This is a genomic window from Heliomarina sp. (genome assembly GCF_052826185.1).
Genome location: NZ_JBRBUI010000045.1, coordinates 265,391 through 290,727, shown reverse-complemented (window position 1 = coordinate 290,727; position 25,337 = coordinate 265,391). Strand labels below are relative to the sequence as shown.

Below are 25,337 nucleotides of genomic sequence, written 5' to 3'. Positions count from 1 at the left end.
CTTTATTCATTTGCGATTGTCTCTGGCCGGGTGGCTTCGGGGCCGAGCGGGCGCAAGAAGACCTGCATGCCGGGGCGTAGCGTATGGGTGGGGTTTGCCACGATCGCCCAAGCGGTCAGACTGCGCGTTTCGCGGGACACGTCGGCAGAGAGATGGGTAGGTTCGGCAAGCGCGGGATGGTCCCAGCCCGGCGCTAGTTGCACGACCAGATCCACGGTGTCGGCATAGGAATCGATGCTGCTCAGATCGGTGACGCCAAGTTCCAGCAGTCGTTCGGGATAAGGAATTTCATACGCGATGCGCACCGGATCAAGCTGGACAATGGTGGCCAGCACCCCTTTGCGCCCGGTTTCCACGAAGCTGCCACGGCTGACGAAGGGCTTGCTGATGATCCCTGAGATCGGCGCGTGGACCTCGGTGCGGCGCATGTCGATCTGGGCGGCTTCGAGCCGGCTGTTGGCCTCGGTTGCGGCCGCCGAGGCAACCGACAGGGCGACTTTGGATTTGAAATAGCGCGTGTCGGATACGTTCCCGCGTTCCTTGAGGATGAGGTTGCGGTCATGTTCATTTTCCGCGTCTTCAAGGATGGCCTCGGCCTTTTGTGCTACAGCGCGGGCCGCGCGCAGACGCTGGGAGAATTCTGCCTTGTCGAAGGTGAACAGAAGCACGCCTTCGGCGACCGTTTCGCCGGGTTCGAAATGTATCTCGGTCACGACGCCTTCGATCTGGGCGGACACATCCACCCGGTTCAGCGCCTCTACATAACCTGTGTAGAGGGGCTGCTCATCCGCCCATGCAGGAAGCGGGCATGCGAGCATGGCGAGGGAGACAAGGACACTGGCAGCTCTTTTCATGCGAGCCTCCGCCGGGGGACGGGCGACGATGCTTTGCCAGCCGGACGGACAGGCCCTCGGGATCGGGCATGACCTGCCGGTGTTCCGGTTGGCGGGTGTGGGACGCAGCCGGGGTTGCGTCAGTTGGTACGCTCGGCGTTGCTGTTTCGGGTCGCCCCGCCCACACCGGTGATGCGCAGGTTGCGACCATTTTCGAGCAGGACGAAATCCGCCTTGGAGAGAGAGCCTTTCCAGCCGTCGTTGGTTCTTTCCATTGCGGTGGTTTCGTCGCTGTCGGCGATCCGGCTCCATACCAGTTCGGTGCAATCGGCGTTGACGACAAAATCGCCGTAGATGCCGTGATCGCGGAACGAGTATTCGCCGCCAGCCCAAGGGCAGGAATCCTGTGCGAAAGCGGGGGCGGCGGAAAGGCCCAGGAGGAGCGGTACGAAAGTCAGGTGTTTCATGAGATGTCCAGTGCAATCGATTCAAGAAAGGTATTGAAACGCTCTGACCATCGTATTCACCTTAAGGTTGTGTCAAGACACCTTAAGTTGAGAAATGTATTTGCGCCAAGTTCTGCGCCGCCACCAAAGCAGGCAAAGCACATGTCATTGGAAAGGGTAATGAGCGGCTCAGACCGTGGCCGGTTCTTCCCAGTTCAGGTCCGGAGTCTCGCGAAAGGCGAAGCGCGACAGGTGGTCGTCGATGATGAACTTTGCCCGTTCGAGGCCCTCTTCATCCTGAGCCGTGACTGTCACCAAAAGCGCCGCGTCATCGGCCTGCATCTTTGCAGGACCGGGCGGAAGGGCCGCTTTTCCGTTGGTATCATCGTATTCCACGCTGACCTTATGCGCGAAGTGCTTGCAAAGCTGTTTGAGATACTTGGACGCATTGGGCGTTTCAAAACGTGCTGACGCGGAAAGCATGGTCACTCCTTTGAAATCCGATTCTTTCTGTAAGTTATTTTCTTGACCCTCCCGTCGCAAGCGCCTAACCGACAGTCAATCCGAACCCGGCGACGCTCTGCCGGTTCATGTTCCAGTCCGGAGGCCTTGCCAATGATCCCTGCCCTGCTGCGTAACACTCTGGCGGCTCTGGCGCTTTGCGCCCCGGCCTGTCTGGCCGAACCGATCACCGTGGAAACCGCCACCGGCCTCGCAGAACTGCCGCAGCGTCCCGAGCGCATTCTTGCGATGGATGTGCCCGCGATCGACACGTTGACGGCGCTGGGGGTGAAACCTGCCGGGATCGTCGCGCCGACGCATATGGGCTACCTGTCGGATGTGGAAAGCGAACTGCCCGTGGTTGGCACGCTTTTCGAACCCGATTTCGAGCAGATCGCGGCGCTGGGACCGGATGCGATCATCCTTGGGACGCGATCCATCGCGCAGGGCAGGAACCTGAGCAATTTCGGGCCGGTGCTGGACATGAGCATCGGTCTGGATGCAATCGGCGACGGGCTGCAGCGGATTGAGACCTATGGCCGGCTGACCGGCACCGAAGAAAAAGCCGCCGAGATGGCCGAGGTCCTGCGCGACAAGACCGAAACTGCCCGCGCCCTTGTCAAAGGGCAAGGAACGGCGCTGATCGTCATGACCAACGGGCCGAAACTGTCGGTGTTCGGCGGCGAGAGCCGGTTCGGCTGGCTGCACAAGACGCTGGGCTGGCCAGAGGCTGCGGATGACATCGATACCTCGTCCCACGGCGAGGCGATCACCTTCGAATACATCGCCGACAAGAACCCCGATACGCTGATCGTGATCGACCGCGGGCAGGCCATCGGCGGCGCGGTCGAAGGCGCGCGGTCGACGCTGGACAATGCGCTGATCCACGGCACGACCGCGTGGCAGAACGATCAGGTCATCTATCTCTCGCCCGGCGAGATTTATATTGCGGGTGGCGGGTATACCGCACTGAACCGCACGCTCGATCAGTTGATCGAGGCGCTGGGGCCTGAATCCTGATCTGATATGCCCGTTGCCGTGATCCTGCTCGCGCTGGCTGCGCTGGCCAGTCTTTCGCTGTTCGTCGGCGCCATTGACATGAGCCCGGCCGATCTTTGGCGCGACCCCGAGGCGCTGCGGCTGATGTTGGTGAGCCGCCTGCCCCGGACGATGGCGGCGATGCTGGCGGGGGCCTCGCTGGCGGTGACAGGGCAGATCATGCAGGTGCTGGCGCGCAACCGTTTCGTCGAGCCGATGACCGCCGGGGCGGGTCAGAGCGCGGCGCTTGGCATTCTTGCCGCGACGCTCTTTGTGCCGGGCGCACCGGTCTCGATCAAGATGCTGATCGCCGCCGGAGCGACCCTGATCGGGAGCGTCGGACTGTTGCTGATGATCCGCCGCCTGCCACCGACGCGACCATTGCTCGTGCCGCTGGTGGCGCTTGTCTACGGTGGGGTGATCGGCGCGGCAGTAACCTTTGTCGCCTATCAGGGCGATATGCTGCAATTCGTGCAGATCTGGCTGACCGGAGAGCTTTCCGGCGTTCTGCAGGGCCGGTACGAGCTGCTCTGGATTGCCGGGGGCGTGGCGCTGGCGACGTGGTTCATCGCCGACCGGGTGACGGTGCTGGCGCTGGGAGATGCGGCGGGCCGCGCGCTGGGGGTGAACGTGGCTGCGGTGACGGCGGCGGGGCTTGCCGCGATATCGCTGGTCACCGCGCTGACGGTGGTGACGCTTGGCGCGATCCCGTTCATCGGGCTGGTGGTGCCGAACCTCGTGTCGCGGCTGATCGGGGATAACCTGCGTGCCGGGCTGCCGCTGACGGCGAGCCTTGGGGCGCTTTTGGTGCTGGGCGCGGACATGCTGGGTCGGGTGGTGCGGATGCCCTATGAGATCCCCGCCTCGGCCATGACGGGCGTGATCGGCGCGGCGCTGTTCCATGCCCTGATCCTGCGGGAGCCGAAACATGGCTAGGGCGCAGATCTGGCTGGGGCTGGCTTTGCTGGTCTCGATCCTTGACTACCTTTTCCTCGACGCGGTGGGATCATGGGCGTTCATCCTGAGTTTTCGCGCCACCAAGCTGGCGGCGATGCTGCTGGTTGGCGTGTCGCTGGCGGTGGCAACGGTGCTGTTCCAGACAATCACGGCGAACCGCATCCTGACACCTTCGGTCATGGGGTTCGACGCGCTTTATGCCTTTGCGCTGAGCAGCATGGTCTTTACCCTTGGGGCGGCGGGGTATGACGCGATCCCGCAGCCGCTTTTGTTCGCCGCCAACCTGACGCTGATGTCGGGGCTTGGGCTTTTGCTGTTCATGGCGCTGCTGGCCGGGGGGCGTGGCGATATCCTCAAGATGGTGCTGACAGGCATCGTGCTGGGCATCCTGATCCGGTCGATCACCGGGTTCATCCAGCGGCTGATCGATCCGAGCGATTTCCAGACCGTACAGGTCGCGAGTTTTGCACGTTTCACCTTTGTTGAGCCAGTTCTGTTGGGCATGGCGGCGGCGGTGGTGATCCCGGCGCTGGTGCTGGCGTGGCGGATGCGGTTCCGGCTGGATGTACTGGCGCTGGGACCGGAGGCCGCCACCGGCCTGGGCGAGGCACCGAAGCGCGGGCAGAGACAGGCGCTGCTGCTGATTTGCCTGCTGGTCGGCGCGGCGACGGCGCTGTCGGGGCCGATGTCGTCGGGGTTTTCGGGGCCATCTAATTTCTTTGGCCTGATCGTCACCGCGCTTGCGCATCTTCTGATCAAGAGCGAGCGGCACGCCACCCTGCTGCCAGCAACGGCGATGATCGCGGGGATCGTGCTGGTCGGTGGTCAGACGGTGATGGAGCGCGTGCTGCACCTTGCCACCCCCCTGCCCGTCGTGATCGAGCTGATCGGCGGCGCGCTGTTTCTTTTCCTGCTGTTACGGAGACGGGCCGTATGATTTCGATCCGCAATGTAAGCCATGCCATTCACGGCGCGCCAATCCTGCATGACATCTCGATCGACCTGCCGCGCGGCGGGGTGACCGCGCTGATCGGGCCGAACGGGGCCGGGAAATCGACTCTTTTGTCGCTGATCGCGCGGCTGGACAAATTGCAAACGGGCACGATCACTGTGGATGAGCTTGAAGTCGGCAAGGCCGCCGACCGGGTGCTCGCGCAGCATCTGGCAATCATGCCGCAAAGCCTGACCGTATCGGCGCGGCTGCGGGTGGGCGAACTGGTGATGATGGGCCGTTACCCGTGGCATCAGGGACGACCCGGGCCGGAAGATCGCGAGATCATTGCCGCCGCGCTGGAAAAATTCGCGCTGGAGCCCTTGCGGGATCGGTTCCTCGATGCGTTGTCGGGCGGGCAACGGCAGCGAGCGCTTGTGGCGATGGCCTATGCGCAAGGGACCGATTACCTCCTGCTGGACGAACCTCTCAACAACCTCGATATCGCGGCGTCGCGCCACCTGATGGGATTGCTGCGCGAGATGGCGGAACGCGAAGGCAAGAGCATTGTAATCGTGTTGCATGACATCAACTATGCTGCCGCCTTTGCCGATCGGATCGTGGTGATGAGTGGCGGGCGTATCGCGGCAGATGGCGCTCCGGACGAGATCGTGACCGATGGTCTGCTAAGGGAGGTCTTTGACACGAATGCCGAGGTGCGGCTGATCGACGGCAAGCCGGTGGTTCTGGTCTGAGGGATCGACAGGGCGAACGCGGACATTTCCGCGGATGGTGCCGGGCTGGGTTGGTGCGGAGAATCGCGTTTAGTCCGCTGGTTCCAGCCGCGCGGCGCAGAAAGCCGGCACCGATTTTCGACGATCTCGCAAACGGTTTCGCACCTTCCGGTACAGCAATTAACCACGCTTTAAGGACAAAGACCGGAATCCTGTCCAACTGATCCGGCAGCGGAATTTAGCCATCAAATTTACCCTAAAGCGATCACAGTTTCGCCCTGATCCTTGTGCAGTGGAGCGGGAAGAAGCCGTTAAGGTTAACTGAATAAGGGTATTTACATGCTGCTGTCCGGAATATTCGGATCGTCGAATTCGACGCCTCCTGCGTCGAACAACAATAATGCGAATAACAATTCTTCCCCCAACACCGCTGCCGAGACCGAGGAAACCTCGGCCACGTCGGGTAGCACCCAGAGCGGGTCAACAACGCAGACAAGCAACGCCAACAGCGCTCAGGCCGTATCCCAGACCTCTTCGGAGACCGAGACCGGCAACGGCGGATCAGCACAGGCATCGTCCGGAAACGGGAAATCTGCTGCGGCAACGCCCACGTCGGCAAGCGGCAATGCACAAGCGAAAACAACCGAAGCCGCCAAGCCGGATGCGCTGGAGCTGGCCCGTCAGGCGGCGCAGCGCGTGGTGGACGAAGCCAGGACGCAGTCGCTGCTGAGCAATATCGCGCCCGTCGCTGCCTCGGCCGGAGAGTCGAGCAAGTCTTATGCCGTATCCCTGCTGAGCCCGAGCGGCGTGGCAGAAGCCCAGATCAACTCGCCGACACCAGCAAACGCCGAGCCCAAGTCGGCCAAGGCGAAATGATCTGAGATCCGTCAAGCAGATAAAGCCAGTGCCCCGGCTGCCTCTGCTGACGAAACTGACCGGCGACTGTCCCCTCGGCAGTCGCCGGTTTCTTTGTTTACAGCAGCACCAGCCTTATCGCGTAGGCGACGACCCCGACGCAGGCGACACCGCCAAGCCAGAGCAGCAGGAACCAGCCGGTCCGTTTCCACCACATCAGTGATAGCCCTGTTCCGGGTCAAGCTTGCCTCGAAACACCCAGTAGGCAAAACCGGTATAGGCGAGGATCATCGGGATCAGGACGATCGCGCCGACCAGCATGAACCACTGGCTTTTCTCGGGGGCGGCGGCCTCCCACAGGGTCACGCTTGGCGGGATGATATGCGGCCAGATCGAGATACCGAGCCCGAGGAAACAGAGACCGAACAGCGCCAGCGCCAGCACGAAAGGCAGCCAGTCGCGGCCATGGCCGATCAGGCTGCGCGCCAGCGCGATGGCGATGACGGCGACGGCGATGGGCACCGGCGCGGTAAAGAGGATCTGCGGGAAGGTGAACCATTTCGCCCAGTAGATCCCGATCAGGAAGGGTGTCGCGAGGCTGACCAGCACGATGAAACCAACGGTGACCAGCCCGAGGATCCGCGCCATGTTGCGCACCCGGTGCTGGATCTCGCCCTCGAGCTTGAGGTTCAGCCAGCAGGCTCCAAGAAAGGCATAGCCTGCCACCACGGCCAGACCGGTCAGGATGGTGAAGGGGGTGAGCCAATCCCACCAGCCGCCCGCATAGGCGCGGCCCTCAACCTCGATCCCCTGCAGAAGCGCGCCGAGAATGACGCCCTGCGCCATCGACGCGATGAAGGAACCGCCGATAAAAGCGCCATCCCAAAGTTTGCGCGAGAGACGGGTTTCCGTCCGCCAGCGAAATTCGAACGCCACGCCCCGAAAGATCAGCGCCAGCAGCATGGCGATGATCGGCGGATAGAGCGCAGGCAGGATGATCGCATAGGCCAGCGGAAAGGCAGCCATCAGCCCGCCGCCGCCCATGACCAGCCATGTCTCGTTTCCGTCCCAGACCGGGGCGACCGAGTTCATCATCAGGTCGCGGTCCTTTTTCTCGCCAAAGAGAGGGTAGAGGATGCCAAGCCCGAGGTCGAAGCCGTCAAGCACCACGTAGATATAGATCGCCAGCGCGAGGATCAGCGCCCAGACCACGGTGAGATCGAAACTGATACCGAGGTTTTCCATCATTTCGCTCCTGTCCGGGGATCAGCGGTACCGGGCACGGTGCCAGCGGCGCGCATGGGGCCGACTTCCTGTTCGACGCCGGTTTCGCCCTGATGCGGCGGATGGGCCATGAGGCGCAGCAGGAAATAGACGCCCGAGCCGAAGACCGCGAAATAGACGAGGATAAAGGCGACCAGCGAGGTTGCGACGGCGGGTGCATCAAGCGGCGCGACGGAATCGGCCGTGCGCAGGATGTTGTAGACAGTGAAGGGCTGGCGGCCGACCTCGGTCGTGATCCAGCCGGCGGTGACGGCGATAAAGCCGGTCGGCCCCATCACCAGTGCCGCGCGGTGCAGCCAAGTATCGGTATGCAGGATGCCCCGCCAGCGCGAGATCAGCGACCAGACGCCGAGGCCTAGCATCGCAAAACCCAGCGCCACCATCACGCGGAAAGACCAGAAGACCACCGCGACGGGGGGCTGGTTTTCACGCGGGATCGTATCGAGACCGGCGAGCGGCGCGTTCAGGTCGTGCTTGAGGATCAGCGAGGATGCCTTTGGGATTTCGATGCTATAGCGCATTTCCTGCGCGTCCTGGTCGGGGATGCCGAAAAGGATCAGCGGAGCTCCATCCGGGTGGCTCTCAAAGTGCCCCTCCATCGCCATGACCTTGGCGGGCTGGTGTTCCAGCGTGTTCAGCCCGTGCTGGTCACCGATAAAGATTTGTAAAGGCGCGACCACCGCGACCATCCACATCGCCATGGAGAACATGATCCGAACGCCCCGGTTATGGCCGTGGCCGCGCAGGTAATGCCAGCCCGCAACGCCGCCGACCACCAGCGCGGTGGTAAGGTAGGCGGCGGTCAGCGCATGCGCCAGACGATAGGGGAAGGACGGGTTGAAGATGATCGCCCACCAGTCCTCGGGCAGGAACTGGCCGTTTTCACCGATGATATGCCCCTGCGGCGTCTGCATCCACGAGTTCACCGAAAGGATCCATGTGGCCGAGATCGCCGTGCCGACGGCGACCATGAGGCAGGCGAACATGTGCAGGCCCGGCCCCACCCGGTCGCGGCCAAAGAGCATGATGCCGAGGAAACCGGCCTCGAGGAAAAAGGCGGTAAGCACCTCGTAGGCCATGAGTGGGCCGATTACCGGCCCGGCCTTGTCCGAGAAGACCGACCAGTTGGTGCCGAACTGGTAGGACATCACGATGCCCGAGACGACGCCCATGGCAAAGGTAATGGCAAAGATCTTGATCCAGTAGCGGAAGAGCCTGAGGAACCGCTCGTTCCCGGTTTTGAGCCAGAGCGCGTTCAGTACCGCGAGGTACGAGGCAAGTCCGATCGTGAAGGCGGGAAAGATGAAGTGAAACGCGACCGTAAAGCCGAATTGAATGCGCGCGAGCAAAAGCGCGTCGAAGCCCAGAACATGCTCCATAAGGTACCCCTCTTTCCACCGCCTCCCTCTTAGATGAGAGTATAGGCCGAAAGGGATGCGACCCAAGCGCATGCGACAATGCGCGCGGCAACCGTCGCTTGTCGGTGACCGGCGAGGCCGACAAAGCGAAAGGCCGCCTGTTAAAGGCGACCTTTCTGTGCTGTCCGGTTTCAGAGCTAAGGGGTACTTTCGCGATCCACCGGACAACAATACCGACAAATGTCATGCTTATTCGGCGGGCAGAAGCACCCGGTCGATCACGTGGATGACGCCGTTGGACTGGTCGACATCGGCAATCGTCACATTGGCCATGCGTCCCCGTTCGTCCTCGATCATGATCTTGTCGCCTTCATAGCGGGCCTGAAGGGTGCAGCCGCCGACGGTCGGGACCGGGTGGACGCCGCCGTCATCGTCGATCATGCCCTTGATGGCGGTTGACATGGCATCGGCGGAAACCACGTGGCAGGCGAGGATCTTGGCAAGCTGGTCCTTGTGCTGCGGTTCAAGCAGGGTTTCGACGGTGCCGGCCTTGAGCATCGCAAATGCGTCATCGGTTGGGGCGAACACGGTAAAAGGACCGGGACCGGACAGGGTTTCGACCAGACCGGCGGCCTTGACCGCCGCGACCAGCGTTTCGTGATCTGCGGAGTTCACGGCGTTTTCGACGATGTTCTTGTCCGCATACATGGGCGCGCCACCGACCATCGGGTTTTCAGCGGCTTGGGCCGAAAACCCAAGGATGGATACACCGGATACCAGCGCGGCGGTTGCAAGAGTTTTAATCGGTTTCATGAATTCCTCCAATGTTTGATCATGCGGCTTTTGCCGGAGATGCTGCTGATACGGAGGAATTCGGCGGAAAGTTTCAGGCGGCTGAAAATTCTTTGCAAAAAGAGAAAAATATCGTGCCACAGCCGCCTCGCGGCGGTCGAACCCGGCCACCGAGGCCCGTAAAAAGACGCATTTCCGCTGGCCTGCCCCCCCTTGCCCTTGCTGTTGATATGGTGCACGAACGCTTCGTTCGGCTTGGGTTGCCGGACAGATGAGACAAGGACTGATTTCATGGCCGACGGCGCAATCGATATCAATGCAAAGCCAACCGAGGATATTTCGGTAAAGGAAGTGTTCGGGATCGACACGAACATGATCGTAAAGGGCTTTGCCGATCGTACCGACCGCGTGCCGGAAATCGACTCGACCTATAAATTCGACCCGGAAACCACGCTGGCGATTTTGGCCGGTTTCTCCCATAACCGCCGCGTGATGGTTCAGGGGTATCACGGTACGGGCAAATCAACCCATATCGAACAGGTCGCCTCGCGTCTGAACTGGCCGACCGTGCGCGTGAACCTCGACAGCCACATCAGCCGGATCGACCTGATCGGCAAGGATGCGATCAAGCTGCGCGACGGCAAGCAGGTGACGGAGTTCCACGAGGGCATCCTGCCGTGGGCGCTGCGCAACCCGACTGCCATCGTCTTTGACGAATACGACGCGGGCCGCGCCGACGTGATGTTCGTGATCCAGCGCGTGTTGGAACATGACGGCAAGCTGACCCTGCTTGACCAGAACGAGATCATCACCCCGAACAAGTATTTCCGCCTTTTCGCCACCTCGAACACGGTGGGTCTGGGTGATACGACGGGCCTGTACCACGGCACCCAGCAGATCAACCAAGCGCAGATGGACCGCTGGTCGCTTGTCGCGACGCTGAACTACCTGAGCCACGATGCCGAAGTCGCCATCGTCCTGAGCAAGGCGCCGCATTACAACAATGAAAAAGGCCGCAAGACGGTAAGCCAGATGGTGCATCTTGCCGACCTGACACGCGTGGCCTTTATGAACGGTGACCTTTCGACCGTGATGAGCCCACGAACCGTGATTACATGGGCGCAGAACGCTGAGATCTTCCGCGATGTCGGCTATTCCTTCCGCCTGTCCTTCCTCAACAAATGCGACGAGCTGGAGCGCCAGACAGTGGCGGAATTCTATCAGCGCTGCTTTGACGAGGAATTGCCGGAAAGCGCGGCAAGCGTCAGCCTCGGGTGAGTTTCAGGGCCGGTTTCGACCGGCCCTTTTCTTTTGTACCTGCCGGGTCGGTCCGTTCAATTTGAACCGTTCTTGAGGAAATTGCGCTCTACTTGCCGTTTGACCCAACGCGTTTTCGCGCGCAGTCTTTCGGTATGGACTATATTTCGTTTTCGCGGGCCTTGGTTCTTGCGCTTGGCCTGCCTGTCGTTGGTATCTGTGGCGCCCCGCCCGAACGGGGCACGTCCCCTGACCTGCAATTTGCGTTCGCAACCTGTGTCGGGCGCTTCACCGCGCTGATGCAGCATCAATGGCTGACCGGACCGCAGCGCTCGGACGAAACACTACAACAGCAACGCCAGATGATCACCTTGCTTGATGCGGTTACCCCGCCCGAGGACAAGCGACGCGCCATGTCGCAAAGAGTCCAGTCAAAACATGCCTTTGGCAACCTGTTGGCCCGGATCAGGGCCAGCCGGGACCCGGCCAATACGAGATGGGCGCAGAACCGGGTGGAACGAGATATCAATGCCTGCCGGGGGCTGTTGCTTGGGCCTTCCTCCCTGTCACAATCCGGCTGATCACTTGCGCGGCAGGAATATATCTACAAGAGATATTTTTGATATCTTTTGTATATACTTCATTGACCGGTAGGTTTTTTGTCATAGGCTTGTTACATGAACAGGCTTGCAACGTATTTCACTTACGGGTTGGCCCTTGCCGCGTTCACGGTTTCCGTGGCCAAGGCCCTCCCCTCCCAATCTGTCGAAAGAGCAGAGATTTTTGCGACGTGCTCGGGCCGCCTGTCGGCCCTTGCGACCAGACAACGGGCGATGAACGACCCTTCGGCACCGGAGATCGAGCGGCTCAGCGACCAGTTCAGCATGCTGCTTGACGCGACGCTGCCGGATGCGATCCAGCAGGGCGTCGAGGCCACGCAATCGGATCGCTGGCGCAACTCGGGCTGGAGCGAAATGGCGAACCTGCTGGCCGATGTGGACTATAGCGTCGACCAGCGCCGGGTGGACCGCGCGCGCAGCGTTCTGGAAACGCGGCTGGCCACCTGCCGGGCGCTTTTGCTTTAGGCGGCGTGCAGAATTTTCCCGCGGCCTCTATGGTCAAGGGCGGGGAATGGTCTTAGGTTGTTGCCCTGAAGAGCAGCGACCGAAGGCCCCGACATGGCGCAGAATTCCGACAACCCCGCCGATCCGTTCAAGAAGGCGCTGGCCGAGGCCACCAAGGTCATGGCCAACGATCCCGAGCTGAACGTCAGCTATTCCGTCGACCCCTCGGGTCTGTCGGGCGATGCGATGCGCCTGCCGCAGGTCAGCCGCCGGATGACCCGCGACGAGGTGCTGCTGGCGCGCGGCACGGCGGATTCGCTGGCGATGAACCGTAAGTATCACAATGGTCAGACCCACGCGCGCTATGCGCCGCCGGGCGACATGGCACGCGAGCTTTACGAGGCGATGGAGACTGCCCGCTGCGAGGCGATGGGCGCGCGGGACATGCCCGGCACCGCAGGCAATATCGACGTCAAGATTGGCCATGACGCGATGCGGCGCGGGTACGATCAGGTGACCTCGACCGCCGAGGCGCCGCTGGCGGCTGCTGCCGGGTACCTTGTGCGCAACCTCGCCACCGGTCGCGATCTGCCCAAGGGCGCGGATAATGTGATGGAGCTGTGGCGCGATCACATCGAAAAGCAGGTCGGCGGGCGTCTTGAGGTCATCAACGAGATTCTCAACGACCAGTCCGCTTTCGCCAAGTTCACCCGCGCGGTGATCAAGGATCTGGGTTATGGCGACCAGCTGGGCGATGATCCGGACGAACTGGACGACAATCAGGAAGACCAGGCCGAAGAGGATCAGGAAGACGATCAGGAGCCGGAAAGCACCGGCGAGGACGAAAGCGACGATCAGGAAACCGCCGCCGATCCGGAACGATCGCAGGACGAACAGCAGGACCAGGCGGATGCGCAGGTCAGCATGGACGACCTTGCCGATGAGGAAATGGGCGAGGATGCGGAAATGCCCGAGGGCGATGCGCCCTTTGAGCCGCCTGCCCCGCCGCCGGTCAGCGATGCCGATCCGAATTACAAGGTCTACCTTTCGACACATGACGAAGAGGTCAATGCTGAGGACCTTGCCGAACCGGCCGAGCTGGAGCGGCTGCGCGCCTATCTCGACCAGCAGCTTGACCCGCTGAAGGGCGCGGTGTCACGGCTGGCGAACAAGCTGCAGCGCCGTTTGCAGGCACAGCAGAACCGGAGCTGGGAGTTCGACCGCGAGGAAGGTATCCTTGATGCAGGGCGTCTGGCGCGGGTGGTCGCGAACCCGACGACCCCGCTGTCGTTCAAAGTCGAGAAGGACACCGAGTTCCGCGATACGGTGGTGACGCTGCTTCTGGACAATTCCGGCTCGATGCGCGGGCGGCCTATTTCCATCGCCGCGATCTGTGCCGATGTGCTGGCGCGGACGCTGGAACGCTGCAACGTGAAGGTCGAGATCCTTGGATTTACCACGCGGGCGTGGAAGGGCGGACAGGCGCGTGAGGCATGGCTGAACGATGGCCGTCCGCAGCAGCCGGGCCGTCTGAACGATCTGCGCCATATCGTCTACAAGGGGGCCGATGCGCCATGGCGGCGGGCGCGCCCGAACCTTGGTCTGATGATGAAAGAGGGCCTGCTGAAGGAAAACATCGATGGCGAGGCGCTGGAATGGGCGCATCGCCGGATGCTGGCGCGGCGCGAGCAGCGCAAGATCCTGATGGTGATTTCCGACGGTGCGCCGGTCGATGATTCGACGCTTTCGGTGAACCCGGCGAATTACCTCGAGAAGCACCTGCGCGACGTGATCGCCATGGTTGAGAAGCGCAAGATGGTAGAACTGTTGGCGATCGGCATTGGCCATGACGTGACGCGCTATTACGACCGCGCCGTGACGATCACGGATGTGGAGCAGCTGGCCGGCGCAATGACCGAGCAGCTGGCCGCACTTTTCGACAGCGACCCGCGCGCGCGGGCGCGGGTTATGGGGATCAAGAAGGCGAGCTAGCGCTCGCCTTGCCTTCGGCGACCGTATTTGCACCGAGAAGAAGCGCCGGGCGTTTTGCCCGCGCAACGTTTTGCGTTGTTTGAGGGCATGGGTGCGTTGGCGTTCAGGGCGCCTTGGATGCGGTGAAATCGCGCCTTGCGTCCCGGGCTGGTTCGCGATTGGGTACGCGCAAATGACCAAAGAGAGATCGGCCCATGTTTCAGACATTCGAGGTAACCGCACGACCCGAACAGGGGCCCCCGCGACTGGCTGCGCTGCGGGAGGTGATGGAGAGCGAAGGTCTCGACGGGTTTCTGGTGCCGCGAGCGGATGCACATCAGGGCGAATATGTCGCCGCGCGCGATGCCCGGCTGGCCTGGATTTCGGGGTTCACCGGTTCGGCCGGGTTCTGCGCGGCGTTGCGCGACGTCGCCGGGGTTTTCATCGACGGGCGCTATCGCACGCAGGTCAAGGCGCAGGTGGCGGATGTGTTCACCCCGGTACCCTGGCCCGATGTGTCGCTGGTCGAGTGGCTGAAAGAGCAACTGCCCGAGGGTGGCAAGGTCGGCTTTGACCCCTGGCTGCATACTGTGGCGCAGGTCGAGGGCTGGCAGTCCGAGCTGAAGGGCAGCGGCATCGAGATGGTGCAGAGTGCCAACCTCGTCGACCGGATCTGGGAAGACCAGCCTGACCCGCCGATGAATCCGGTCAAGCTGCACCCGCTGGAATTTGCCGGAGAGAGCGCGGCGCGCAAATGTGACCGACTGGGCAAGGATCTGGCGGAGGCCGGGCAGGACGCGGCGGCGATCACCCTGCCGGATTCGATCATGTGGCTTTTGAACATTCGCGGCTCGGACGTGGAGCGCAATCCGCTGGCGCATGGGTTCGCGGTGCTGCATGCGGATGGCATGGTCGACCTTTACATGGCCTCGGCCAAGCTGGGCGATGTGCGCGAGGAACTGGGCGACCGCGTGCGGCAACACGAGCCGGAGGCGTTTCTGGACGATCTGTCCCGGCTTGAGGGCAAGGTGCGGATCGACAAGGGCACGGCACCGCAGATCGTCGCTGATGCGCTTGGCGACAGGGCGGTGGCCGGGGACGACCCTTGCGCCCTGCCCAAGGCGCGTAAGAACGAGGCCGAGATCGAGGGATCGGCGGCCGCGCATCTGCGCGATGCGGTGGCGATGGTCGAACTGCTAAGCTGGCTCGATGCGCAGGCGCCAGGCACTTTGACAGAGACCGAAGTCGTGACCCAGCTTGAGACCTGCCGCCGCCGGGACAATGCGCTTCAGGACATCAGTTTCGAGACGATTTCCGGCACCGGTCCGAACGGCGCGATCATGCATTATCGCGTGACCGAAGAGACCGATGCGCGGCTTGAGGACGGGCATCTGCTGGTGCTGGACAGCGGCGGGCAATATCTGGACGGCACCACCGATATCACGCGGACCATCGCCATCGGTGAGCCGGGCGAGGAAGAACGTGCCGCTTTTACCCGGGTATTGCAGGGGATGATCGGCATGTCGCGGCTGCGCTGGCCCAAGGGGCTGGCCGGGCGCGATATCGAGGCCATCGGACGCCTGCCGCTTTGGCTCGCGGGGCAGGATTTCAACCACGGGCTTGGCCATGGTGTCGGCGCTTACCTGAGTGTCCACGAAGGGCCGCAGAGGCTGAGCCGCGCCAGCACCATACCGCTGGAGCCGGGGATGATCCTGTCGAACGAGCCGGGCTATTACCGTGAGGGGGCCTTTGGAATAAGGATCGAGAACCTCCTCGTGGTGCAGGAGGCCAAACCGCTGCCCGGCGGCGATCCGGAGCGGGAGTTCCTTGGCTGGCGGACACTGACCTTTGTGCCCATCGACCGTCGCCTGATCGTCACCGACATGCTGACGGCGGAGGAACGGGCGTGGATCAACGCCTATCACCGCGAGGTGGCCGAAAAGATCGGCTCGCGTCTGGGCAAGGAGGCAAAACTGTGGTTGGATGCCGCGGTTGCCCCGATCTGACACCTTGGTGTTACGTTCGGCGGGCAGGACGGACGGGCATTCGAGGAGGCATATCATGGCGGATCACATCACGATCGAAAAGGCACCGGGCAAATGGAGCGTGCGTTCGGGCGGGGCTGTGCTTGGCGAATCCGTGAATGCCCTGCGGTTGATCGAGAATGGGTATGACCCGGTGATCTATTTCCCGCGCGAGGATATCGCGATGGCTTTCCTTGATCCGTCGGACAAGACCACCCATTGCCCGCACAAGGGCGATGCGACCTATTTTTCCATCGTGAACAAGTCTTCGACAGTGCCGGACGCGGTCTGGAGCTATGAAGCGCCAAAGGATGCCGTTTCGGACATCGGGGGCTATCTGGCCTTTTACGAGAGCGACATGGTGAAGGTCGAGCAGCTCTGAGACCCGTTAGCTGTGTTCCTCGGCGGCGGTGGCCGCGAGGGCGCGGTTATAGGCCTTGAGCGCATCGATATGGAACAGCGCGCCGATCTGTTCTAGCTCTCCTTCCCTGTTGCGGGTCACGACAGGGAGAAAGGCGACTTCGGCACTGTCAAAAATCGGCATGGCAGCTTCGAGCGAGGCTGACCCTTCGACATAGAGATGCTCCTCGATCATCCGGGCGCAGGCGTCCGGATCGGGAGAGCGGCGATCGCCTGTGGGGCGCATCACCGAACCGGCGCGCAGCTGCGCCAGCAGGTAGGCTTGCGGGCCGGCGGCAAGGTGGATGCCGCGCCGTTCGAGCTGGGTAAGGAAAAAAGACCTGTCGACGATGCGCGAGGCCAGCGCGGTCGACATGGAGACCGACACCATCACCGCCAGACCGATCTGCCAGTCGCCGCTCAATTCAAACACGATGAGCGTGGTCGAAATGGGCGCGCCCAGCACGGCGGCGGCCACGGCCCCCATCCCGGCAAAGGCATAAAGCGTATGCGTGCCGGAAACATCCGGCAGGGTCGCCGTGGCGATCAGGCCAAAGGCCAGGCCAGTCAGTGCGCCGATCATCAGCGAGGGGGAAAAGATGCCGCCGCCCATGCGCCCGCCGAATGTGATGGCAAGCGCCGCCGCTTTGAGCATCGCGTAGATGATGGCCTGATCCAGCAGCAGGCTGCCGGAGAGTGCCCGGTAGGTGGTTTCATAGCCGACGCCGATGATATGCGGGAACCAGATCGCCATCACGCCCAGGAGCGCGCCAGAGGCCGCCGGGCGGAGCCAGCGCGGCAGGCTGATGGCGGTCTGGATGCGGGTGCCCACGTCTTCGGCCCAGAATACGGAATGCATCACAAGAACAGCGACAAGTCCGCAGATCAGCCCGAGGATCAGGAAGGCGGGCAGTTCGACATAGAATTGCAGAGCTCCGGGGGTGTTGAGCACGAATTCGGTCACATCGCCGAATTCGATCCGGTTGATAACCGTCCCGGCGACCGAGGCGATCACGATAGGCGCAAAGGCATGGACCGCGAAATGGCGCAGCACGACCTCGAGAGCGAAGAGCGCCCCGGCGATGGGGGCGTTGAAGCTGGCTGAAACGGCGGCGGCTACCGCGCAGCCCAAAAGGTCACGCCCGGTAATGCCGTCGGCATGGATATAGCGGCAGACATTCGTCGAAATCACGCCCGCCATGTGCACGACCGGACCTTCGCGGCCCGAGGAGCCGCCGGAACTGAGGGTTATGAGCGAGGCGAACATCGAGGCGACCCCTGCCCTGCGTTCCACCCGCCCGTCGCTGAGCGCGGCACCTTCGATCACGTCGGCCACGCTGCGTACCCGCCCATCGGGGGTGAAAAAGTGCAGGATCAGCCCAACGATTAGCCCGCCCGCAATGGGCAGGCAAAGGATCCAGTACCACGGCAGGGAGGCGGCAAAGCTGTGCAGGAAGTGCACGTCTTCGGTTCCGTAAAGAGCCGCCTGCAAGCTGTTGATGCCCTTGCGGAAAAAGACGGCGGCGAAACCGGCGGCGATACCGATGGCAAGGGCGATGAACCAGAACTGGATCTGGCTTGGGCCGCGCCGTCTGAGAACCGTCCAGCCTGCCTGGCAGGTCTTGATGACCTGTAAGACCTGCTCGGATACGGGGTTGGGCTTGGGTGCTGCCATTACTGACTCTGGGACGGGTTACCCCTCTCTAGAATACCCGTTGAGCGTGGGGAACCCGTTATTCCGGCTTGGCTACGCCGCTGTTACCTGAAAGCTCGGCCCCGAGGCGACGAACCTCGCGGATCAGCAGGTCGAGATCGGCCCGGGTGGTGCGATGGTTGGTGATATTCACCCGGATCGCCCGCTTGCCATCAAGCGTCGTGGTCGAGGGCGCGGCGATGCCCTGAAGCTGAAGCTGGATCACGATTTCGTCCGTTAGCGCGTTCTGCTCAGCCACATCGCCCTTACCCGTGTACCTGAAACAGCAAATGTTCATCATGACCGGGGCGAGCAATTCGAGGTCGGATGCGCCTGTAACCAGATCGCCGAGATACGCCGCCTGCGCGCAGTTCTGCGAGATCATCTGGCCAAGTTTCTCGGTGCCATGCTCGGCCAGTTGCGCCCAGATCTTGAGCGCGCGGAAGCCGCGCGACAGTTCGGGACCGTATTCCACCGGCCAAGGGTTACCAGCGGCAAGGCCTCGTTCGGCCCCGACAAGATAGGCGGGGCGGTCGGAAAAGGCGCGGCGATGCGCCTCTTCCGAACGAAGGAGGACAAAACCCGCGTCATAGGTCACGTGCAGCCATTTGTGGAAGTCAAAGGCAAGGCTGTCGGCGCGGGAAAGCCCCGAAAGCCGGGGGCGCACCGTGTCGGACAGGATGGCCGTCGCCCCGAAGGCGCCGTCCACGTGGAACCATATGTCTTCGGCGGCGGCGATATCGGCGAGGGTTTCAAGATCGTCCGTCGCGCCGAGATCGACGCTCCCGGCGGTGCCGATCAGCGCGAAAGGGATCAGACCAGTGGTCCGGTCGGCGGCGATGGCTTCGCGCAGGGCGTCGAGGTCGATCTGGTAATTCTTGGTGATCGGGATCTTGCGGAGGGCGTCGCTGCCCAGCCCGAGCACGTCAAAGGCCCGCGCGACGCAGGCGTGTGTTTGGGTCGAGGTATAACCAACCAGTCGGGCCGCGCCGATGCCCTGCGTCCGGCTGGCGAAATCGAGCACTCGGTCGCGGGCGGCCTTCAACGCGATGATCGTCGCGACCGAGGTGCCCGACACGATCAGACCGCTGGAATCGGCGGGGAAGTCAAAAAGGCCGCGCACCCAGTCGACCACCTGTTTTTCCACATACATCGCGCCGTGGTCGCGCCCGCCGAGGTTCGCGTTCATCGCCACCGCCGCCATTTCCGCGATCACCTGTGACGGCGTGCCCGATCCGTGGACCCAACCGAAAAAGCGGGGATGCGTGTTGCCGACCCCGTAGGGGAGCAGTTCGGTCATCTGACCGGCAACCGCGTCGCCTCCCCTGCCCTTTACCGGCAGATCCGCCTGAAAGCCCGCCTTCAACGCGTCATCAGGCGCGCGCCAGACCGGGCCGTCTCGGGTGGTCTGCATGCGATCCAGCGCCGCGTCGAGCATGTCATGGGCCCGCTTGCGAAACGCCTCCCAGTCTTCGGGATCAAGCGACGTTTCATGCGGGTCGGTCATGCGGTCCTATCCTTGCAGCAATGCCTTGGCGGCGGCGCGGGCTTCCTTGGTGATGGTGTCGCCCGCTAGCATGCGCGCGATTTCATCGACACGGTCGGCTTTCGCGACGGGGATGACGGTCGAGAGTGTCACATCCTCGGCCACCTGTTTCATGACGCGCCAGTGATGCGCACCGCGCGCGGCAACCTGCGGCGAGTGGGTCACGACCAGCACCTGCCCCTTGTCGGCCAGCGCGGCGAGACGGCGGCCCACAGCATCGGCGGTCGCGCCCCCGACCCCTCGGTCGATTTCGTCGAAGATCATCGTGACGCCCGCATTGGTGCCGGTCAGGCAGACCTTGAGCGCCAGCAGGAAGCGGCTGAGTTCGCCGCCCGATGCGATCTTGTTGAGCGGACCGGAGGGCGCGCCGGGGTTGGTGGCGACGGTAAAGGCCACCGCGTCGGTCCCGTCTGGCCCGGCTTCACCCGGGGTGATTTCGGTGGCAAAGACTGCGCGCTCCATCTTGAGCGGGGCAAGCTCGGCCATGATCGCGGTATCGAGTCGTCCTGCGGCCTCGTGCCGCGCGTTGGAAAGTTTCTGCGCGGCCTGTTCGTAATCGGCCTCGGCCTGTTTCAGCGCCTTTTTCTGTGTCGCGAGATCGGCATCGCCCGCATCTAGCGCGGCGAGTTTGGCCCGCAGCTTGTCGCCAAAGTCGGCGAGGTCATCCGGTGCTTCGTTATGTTTGCGCGCAAGGGCGCGGATCGCGAACAGCCGTTCTTCGACCTGCTCCAGCTCGGTCGGGTCGAAATCGAGTGTTTCGAGACTGGCTTCGACGCCCGACTGCGCCTCGGACAGTTCGATCATCGCACGGTTCAACGCGGCAAGCGGGGCGTCCAGCGTGCCATTGGCATGTTCGGCCACCGCATCGAGCCAGCGCAGCGCCTCGGAGAGCGCGGCTTCGGCCCCCTGTTCGCCCATCAGGGCATTGGCGCGGGTGATGTCGGTGCGGATCTTCTCGGCCGCCTGCATCTGGCGGCGGCGCGTGTCGAGATCGCCGTCCTCGCCCGCCTCGGGCGAAAGCGCGTCCAGTTCGGCCACCGCGTGACGGAGGAATTCCTCCTCTTCGCGCACGGCCTGAAGCGCGGCCTCGGTTTCGGCAACGACACGGCGGGCTTCGCGTGCGGCGGACCACGCCTGGCGGGTGACGCGGCGTTCGTCTTCGACACCGGCGAATTCATCCAGCAGGTCACGGTGGCCACGCGGGTTCAGCAGGCCACGGTCGTCATGCTGACCATGGAGTTCGACCAGCGTATCGGACAGACGCCGCAGAACCTCGCCCGAGACGCGGCGGTCGTTGATCCACGCAGTCTTGCGCCCCTCTGAGGTGTTGACCCGGCGCAGGATCAACTCGTCCTCGACCGGCAGGCCGACATCATGCAGCACATGGCGGGCGGGATGCACCTTGGGCAGTTCGAAGACGGCGGTCACCTCGCCCTGCTCCGCCCCTTGCCGGACAAGCTCGGCCCGGCCGCGCCAGCCCAGCACAAAGCCGAGACTGTCGAGCAGAATCGATTTACCCGCGCCGGTTTCCCCGGTCAGGACGTTGAGGCCCGGCTGGAAGGCGATTTCCAGATGGTCGATTATAAGGATGTCGCGGATATCAAGGGCGCGGAGCATGTAAGAGATCCATCGGGAGGGTCACGTTCCCCCGGTTCAGAGCCATTCGCCCTTGATCGACTGACGATAGATACTGGCCAGCCAGTTGTCGCCACGCGCTGTCATCTCAAGCCCTCTGCCGGTCAGCAGACGATAGCTTGCCTCGTACCATTCCGTCGACTTGTAGTTATAGCCGAGAATGGCACCGGCGGTCTGCGCCTCGGCATCAAGACCGAGCGAGAGATAAGCCTCGACCAGACGGTGCAGCGCTTCGGCGGTATGCGTCGTGGTCTGGAAATCCTCGACGACCACGCGGAAACGGGTGATCGCAGCGGCATAGTGGTTCCGCTTGAGATAGTAGCGACCGACTTCCATTTCCTTGCCCGCGAGATGATCGAAGGCGAGGTCGAATTTCAACACGGCGGCCGTGGCGTATTCGCTGTCGGGATATTGCTCGATCACACCGCGCAGGGCCTGCAGCGCCTGAAAGGTCAGGCCCTGATCGCGGCCGACTTCGTCGATCTGGTCGTAGTAGCTGAGCGCAAGGAGATACTGCGCATAGGCGGCGTCTTCCTCGGCGGGGTAGAAATCGAGGTAGCGCTGCGCGGCAGCGCGGCTTTCGGCGTAATTGCGGCCCTGATGCAGCGCATAGGCCTGCATGATCAGCGCGCGTTCCGCCCAGCTTGAGTAGGGATAGAGGCGTTCGATTTCCGAGAAGTAATAGGCCGCGTCACCGGTCCGGTTCTGCGAGAGTTCGTATTCGCCGCGTTCGTAGATCTGATCCGGTGTGAAGGCTTCAAGCGACCGTGTCCGGTCTGCCGCCCCTCCGCCGCCGCATCCGGCCAGAAGCAGCGCCATGAGAACCGCGCCTGCTATTCCGGCCCGTGACCTGCCATACTTCATGCAAAACCACCCTTGTACTCACGACCGGCCCACCCGGTGCGGGTTGGGTCTAGCACATTAATTTCCCGTTCAAAACGGGTTATGGTCATCCTGCAGGGAGAGGTCAACACCATCTGCGCGACGGGGCGGCTTCAGGCGACGTTCGGGATCTCTGCCAGAACAAGCCCCTGCCCCGGCAAACGGGCAGATTGTTCTTCGTCACAGAGAACCGTGCGGACAGCGCCGGGCGTCTGGAAAAGCGCGCGCAGCAGCGTGTTGGTCAGCGAATGACCGGCACGTTCGCCGACATAGCGGCCAAAAATCGGACCGCCGGCGAGCGAGAGATCCCCGAGCGCGTCGAGCATCTTGTGACGCACGGCTTCGTCTTCATAGCGGAAACCGCCCGGGCTGAGGACCTCTTCGCCATCGACGACCACGGCGTTGTCGAGCGTACCGCCGAGGGCCAGACCGTTCGCATGCATCGCGTCCACATCGGCCTGGCGGCAGAAGGTGCGGCTGTCGCAGAGTTCACGGGCAAAGGTGCCATTGTGCATGTCGAGCGTCTTGCTCTGACGGCCGATCGCGGCGTCGGCAAAATCGATATGGAATTCGATTTCGAAATTGTCGCAAGGCAGCAGCGTCGCCTTGGCGCCGTCTTTTTCGACGGTGACTTCCTTTAGGACCTGGAATGCGAGAACCGGCGCGGCAAGGCGGCGGACACCGCGGGCCATGATGCCGCGCACGAAGGGAGCGGAGGAGCCATCCAGGATCGGCACTTCGGGCCCGTCGATTTCGATCAGGGCGTTATGGATGCCGCAGCCAGCCAGCGCGGCCATCACGTGTTCTACGGTGGAAACGGAAACACCGGATTCGTTGACCAGCTTGGTACATAGGGGCGAACGTTCGACCATGTCCCATAGGGCGGGGATCATACCGTTGCCTAGCTGGATGTCGGTGCGGCGGAACCAGATGCCGTGACCTGCGGATGCCGGACGCAGAACCATGCGAATGGTTTCACCGGTGTGAAGTCCCACACCTTCGAAGACTATCGATGTTTTCAACGTATTCTGCACAACAGACCTCGTGAGTGCTTTATCTGTCCGGACCTGCTGTCCGGTGTTGTACAATCAACTAAGTGCAGGGCCTGTTGGTCTCAACTCAATCTTTGCAACCGATTGAAACATCTCTGTAACAAACAGGCAAAACGCCGCCGCGAGCCCGCCAAGCTACTGAATAAAAAAGAAAAAGGCCGCCACATGGGCGACCTTTGATTTATTATATGTTACGAAATTAATTTGCCTGGCGACGCAGGAAAGCGGGAATTTCGATCCGTTCCTGGTCATTGTCAGGCTCTTGTTCGGCCCGTGCGGCGGTTTCTCTCGTGTTCATCGACGGCTGCTGACGCACCGGTTTGATGTTGCGTTCCGGCTGCTGCGGCGTGTCCCCGGCGTGACCGGTCATCCGGTTGATCAGGGAGTTGATGCCAAAGCCCTTGCGCTCGGCCGCGGCAGCGACGCGCTCGTTCAGGTCGGGCGTGCGCTGCGGTGCCTGCTGGTCAGATGCCGGACGTTGCGCGGCGGCTGCGGCCTGAAGACGCTGCAGCGCTTCGGGCGACGGGGTGCCGGGGGCCGGTGCGCGGGGCGCGACGAACGTATCCGGCGTGCTGTCGTCTTCGTCCATCATGTCATTGCGCGGCTGGAACGCCGGCATGGTGGGGCGATAGGCCGGCGGCGGCAGACCGTCGTCTTCCTGAGCGGCGACTTCCTGATGCACAGGCTCGGGCGCTTCGACCGGCGCGGGCGCTTCCACGGCGCGGGGTGCTTCGAAGAGGGTCGGCTCTTCGACGACCTCGGCTGCGACCTGCGGCTCGGCTTCGACGGGCTCTTCGGTGCTGACGGTCTTTTTCAGCGGCTGCGACATGGAACGGCGCGGTACCGGAACCTCGGAAACCTCGGTCGCGTCGATGCCGGTGGCGACGACGCTTACGCGCATGATGCCTTCCATCGCCGTGTCCAGCGTGGAGCCGACGATGATGTTCGCGTCCGGGTCGACCTCTTCGCGGATGCGGTTGGCCGCTTCGTCCAGTTCGAACAGGGTCAGGTCGTGGCTGCCAGTGATGTTGATCAGCACGCCCTTGGCACCGCGTAGCGAGATTTCGTCGAGCAGCGGGTTCGCGATGGCCTTTTCGGCGGCCTGAATGGCGCGATCTTCGCCCTCGGCTTCGCCCGTACCCATCATAGCCTTGCCCATTTCGTCCATCACGGCGCGGACGTCGGCAAAGTCGAGGTTGATGAGACCCGGACGGACCATCAGGTCGGTCACGCCCTTGACGCCTTGGTAGAGCACGTCATCGGCCATCGAGAAGGCCTCGGTGAAGGTGGTCTTTTCGTTGGCAAGGCGGAACAGGTTCTGGTTCGGGATGATGATCAGCGTGTCGACCATCTTTTGCAGCGCTTCGACGCCGTCTTCGGCCTGACGCATCCGCTTGGCACCTTCGAACTGGAAGGGCTTGGTCACGACGCCAACGGTCAGCACGCCCAGTTCGCGGGCGGCCTGCGCGATGATCGGCGCGGCACCCGTCCCGGTGCCGCCGCCCATCCCCGCCGTGATAAAGCACATATGCGCCCCTGCAAGGTGGTCGACGATTTCCTCGATGCTTTCTTCGGCAGCAGCCGCACCAACCGTGGCACGTGCGCCTGCGCCCAGACCTTCGGTGACTTTCACGCCCATCTGGATACGGGCGGTCGCGGCGCTTTGCTGAAGCGCCTGCGCGTCGGTGTTGGCGACCACGAACTCGACCCCGTCGAGCTGCTTTTCGATCATGTTGTTGACGGCATTGCCTCCCGCGCCGCCCACACCAAAGACGGTAATACGGGGTTTCAGATCTTCCTGTCCGGGCATCGAGAGATTCAAAGTCATATCCTGTTTTCCGCCTGTCATTATCGGTTCAAATTGCGTGCCGCCTCTGCCGGACAGCTATATTTAGAAGAACAATATCGCGAAGCACCCCCGACGTCACCTCAAAAACGGTGAATCATACAAAATATGGGTTACCAGCCGGTTGAGCAGGCGGTATTTTGCCAACACTCCAAGATGTTGCGGGCTGTTACGCAAGCGCCACAACAGGATCGGCAACGCGACGGTCGCAGATGGAGAATCAGGACACCGTCGCGACG

25 protein-coding genes are annotated in these 25,337 nt (G+C 62.6%); 12 read left to right on the top strand and 13 right to left on the bottom strand.

Features of this window, described 5'->3' with window-relative positions:
• Nucleotides 1-2: 2 nt before the first annotated feature.
• From ACU0FH_RS13650 to ACU0FH_RS13640, 3 genes are all read right to left on the bottom strand, one after another.
• Nucleotides 3-854 (bottom strand): efflux RND transporter periplasmic adaptor subunit, encoded by an 852-nt coding sequence (locus tag ACU0FH_RS13650; RefSeq protein WP_446195187.1) that lies wholly within the window; start codon nt 852-854, stop codon nt 3-5.
• 119 nt (nt 855-973) lie between these two features.
• Complete coding sequence (locus tag ACU0FH_RS13645; RefSeq protein WP_446195186.1) at nt 974-1,300, bottom strand: hypothetical protein; 327 nt, start codon at nt 1,298-1,300, stop codon at nt 974-976.
• Between the two features lie 168 nt (nt 1,301-1,468).
• Nucleotides 1,469-1,762 (bottom strand): DUF2218 domain-containing protein, encoded by a 294-nt coding sequence (locus tag ACU0FH_RS13640; RefSeq protein WP_446195185.1) that lies wholly within the window; start codon nt 1,760-1,762, stop codon nt 1,469-1,471.
• Between the two features lie 132 nt (nt 1,763-1,894).
• Here ACU0FH_RS13640 and ACU0FH_RS13635 point away from each other — a divergent pair, with 132 nt between their 5' ends.
• From ACU0FH_RS13635 to ACU0FH_RS13615, 5 genes are all read left to right on the top strand, one after another.
• Nucleotides 1,895-2,800, top strand: coding sequence for a siderophore ABC transporter substrate-binding protein (locus tag ACU0FH_RS13635; protein WP_446195184.1), 906 nt, complete (start codon nt 1,895-1,897; stop codon nt 2,798-2,800).
• A 6-nt stretch (nt 2,801-2,806) separates the two neighbouring features.
• On the top strand, nt 2,807-3,754 hold the full coding sequence (locus tag ACU0FH_RS13630) for an ABC transporter permease (protein WP_446195183.1): 948 nt from the start codon (nt 2,807-2,809) through the stop codon (nt 3,752-3,754).
• Nucleotides 3,747-4,712, top strand: coding sequence for an iron chelate uptake ABC transporter family permease subunit (locus tag ACU0FH_RS13625; RefSeq protein WP_446195182.1), 966 nt, complete (start codon nt 3,747-3,749; stop codon nt 4,710-4,712). The genes ACU0FH_RS13630 and ACU0FH_RS13625 overlap by 8 nt, the downstream gene beginning before the upstream one ends.
• Nucleotides 4,709-5,461, top strand: a complete 753-nt coding sequence (locus ACU0FH_RS13620) for an iron ABC transporter ATP-binding protein (RefSeq protein WP_446195181.1) — start codon at nt 4,709-4,711, stop codon at nt 5,459-5,461. The genes ACU0FH_RS13625 and ACU0FH_RS13620 overlap by 4 nt, the downstream gene beginning before the upstream one ends.
• Nucleotides 5,462-5,779: 318 nt before the next feature.
• Nucleotides 5,780-6,316, top strand: a complete 537-nt coding sequence (locus ACU0FH_RS13615) for a hypothetical protein (RefSeq protein ID WP_446195180.1) — start codon at nt 5,780-5,782, stop codon at nt 6,314-6,316.
• A gap of 97 nt (nt 6,317-6,413) precedes the next feature.
• On the opposite strand, the gene ACU0FH_RS13610 is transcribed toward ACU0FH_RS13615, so the two are convergent.
• From ACU0FH_RS13610 to ACU0FH_RS13595, 4 genes are all read right to left on the bottom strand, one after another.
• A complete protein-coding gene (locus ACU0FH_RS13610) occupies nt 6,414-6,512 on the bottom strand; it encodes a DUF2474 family protein (protein ID WP_088633316.1) in 99 nt (32 codons plus the stop codon).
• Nucleotides 6,512-7,543: a cytochrome d ubiquinol oxidase subunit II gene (cydB, locus tag ACU0FH_RS13605; protein ID WP_446195179.1), complete on the bottom strand. Its 1,032-nt coding sequence runs from the start codon at nt 7,541-7,543 to the stop codon at nt 6,512-6,514. Before cydB ends, ACU0FH_RS13610 begins: the two co-directional genes overlap by 1 nt.
• On the bottom strand, nt 7,540-8,958 hold the full coding sequence (locus tag ACU0FH_RS13600; protein ID WP_238369288.1) for a cytochrome ubiquinol oxidase subunit I: 1,419 nt from the start codon (nt 8,956-8,958) through the stop codon (nt 7,540-7,542). Before ACU0FH_RS13600 ends, cydB begins: the two co-directional genes overlap by 4 nt.
• Nucleotides 8,959-9,186: 228 nt before the next feature.
• Nucleotides 9,187-9,750 (bottom strand): fasciclin domain-containing protein, encoded by a 564-nt coding sequence (locus ACU0FH_RS13595; RefSeq protein ID WP_446195178.1) that lies wholly within the window; start codon nt 9,748-9,750, stop codon nt 9,187-9,189.
• Nucleotides 9,751-9,761: 11 nt separating this feature from the next.
• Here ACU0FH_RS13595 and ACU0FH_RS13590 point away from each other — a divergent pair, with 11 nt between their 5' ends.
• The 7 genes from ACU0FH_RS13590 (at nt 9,762) to ACU0FH_RS13560 (ending at nt 16,427) form a co-directional block, all read left to right on the top strand.
• The gene (locus ACU0FH_RS13590; RefSeq protein WP_446195177.1) at nt 9,762-10,004 is read left to right on the top strand and encodes a hypothetical protein; all 243 of its coding nucleotides are present in this window, start codon (nt 9,762-9,764) and stop codon (nt 10,002-10,004) included.
• A 16-nt stretch (nt 10,005-10,020) separates the two neighbouring features.
• Complete coding sequence (gene cobS, locus ACU0FH_RS13585) at nt 10,021-11,007, top strand: cobaltochelatase subunit CobS (protein ID WP_238369291.1); 987 nt, start codon at nt 10,021-10,023, stop codon at nt 11,005-11,007.
• 134 nt (nt 11,008-11,141) lie between these two features.
• Nucleotides 11,142-11,567 carry a hypothetical protein gene (locus tag ACU0FH_RS13580; protein ID WP_446195176.1) on the top strand — a complete coding sequence of 142 codons (426 nt, stop codon included), beginning with the start codon at nt 11,142-11,144 and terminating at the stop codon, nt 11,565-11,567.
• A 96-nt stretch (nt 11,568-11,663) separates the two neighbouring features.
• A complete protein-coding gene (locus tag ACU0FH_RS13575) occupies nt 11,664-12,071 on the top strand; it encodes a hypothetical protein (RefSeq protein WP_446195175.1) in 408 nt (135 codons plus the stop codon).
• Between the two features lie 93 nt (nt 12,072-12,164).
• Nucleotides 12,165-14,042, top strand: a complete 1,878-nt coding sequence (gene cobT, locus ACU0FH_RS13570; protein ID WP_446195173.1) for a cobaltochelatase subunit CobT — start codon at nt 12,165-12,167, stop codon at nt 14,040-14,042.
• A 194-nt stretch (nt 14,043-14,236) separates the two neighbouring features.
• A complete protein-coding gene (locus ACU0FH_RS13565) occupies nt 14,237-16,027 on the top strand; it encodes an aminopeptidase P family protein (RefSeq protein WP_446195172.1) in 1,791 nt (596 codons plus the stop codon).
• Between the two features lie 55 nt (nt 16,028-16,082).
• The gene (locus ACU0FH_RS13560) at nt 16,083-16,427 is read left to right on the top strand and encodes a DUF427 domain-containing protein (RefSeq protein WP_446195171.1); all 345 of its coding nucleotides are present in this window, start codon (nt 16,083-16,085) and stop codon (nt 16,425-16,427) included.
• Nucleotides 16,428-16,433: 6 nt separating this feature from the next.
• Here ACU0FH_RS13560 and ACU0FH_RS13555 read toward each other — a convergent pair whose 3' ends face one another.
• From ACU0FH_RS13555 to ftsZ, 6 genes are all read right to left on the bottom strand, one after another.
• Complete coding sequence (locus ACU0FH_RS13555) at nt 16,434-18,119, bottom strand: chloride channel protein (RefSeq protein WP_446195169.1); 1,686 nt, start codon at nt 18,117-18,119, stop codon at nt 16,434-16,436.
• Nucleotides 18,120-18,177: 58 nt separating this feature from the next.
• Nucleotides 18,178-19,644, bottom strand: a complete 1,467-nt coding sequence (locus tag ACU0FH_RS13550) for a pyridoxal phosphate-dependent decarboxylase family protein (RefSeq protein WP_446195168.1) — start codon at nt 19,642-19,644, stop codon at nt 18,178-18,180.
• Nucleotides 19,645-19,650: 6 nt separating this feature from the next.
• Entirely contained in the window at nt 19,651-21,300 is a 1,650-nt protein-coding gene (gene recN / locus ACU0FH_RS13545) for a DNA repair protein RecN (protein WP_446195167.1), read from the bottom strand.
• A 36-nt stretch (nt 21,301-21,336) separates the two neighbouring features.
• Nucleotides 21,337-22,182 (bottom strand): outer membrane protein assembly factor BamD, encoded by an 846-nt coding sequence (locus ACU0FH_RS13540; protein WP_088633328.1) that lies wholly within the window; start codon nt 22,180-22,182, stop codon nt 21,337-21,339.
• 131 nt (nt 22,183-22,313) lie between these two features.
• On the bottom strand, nt 22,314-23,234 hold the full coding sequence (gene lpxC / locus ACU0FH_RS13535; protein WP_446195166.1) for a UDP-3-O-acyl-N-acetylglucosamine deacetylase: 921 nt from the start codon (nt 23,232-23,234) through the stop codon (nt 22,314-22,316).
• Nucleotides 23,235-23,451: 217 nt separating this feature from the next.
• Nucleotides 23,452-25,080, bottom strand: a complete 1,629-nt coding sequence (gene ftsZ / locus ACU0FH_RS13530; RefSeq protein ID WP_446195165.1) for a cell division protein FtsZ — start codon at nt 25,078-25,080, stop codon at nt 23,452-23,454.
• Between the last annotated feature and the right edge of the window lie 257 nt (nt 25,081-25,337).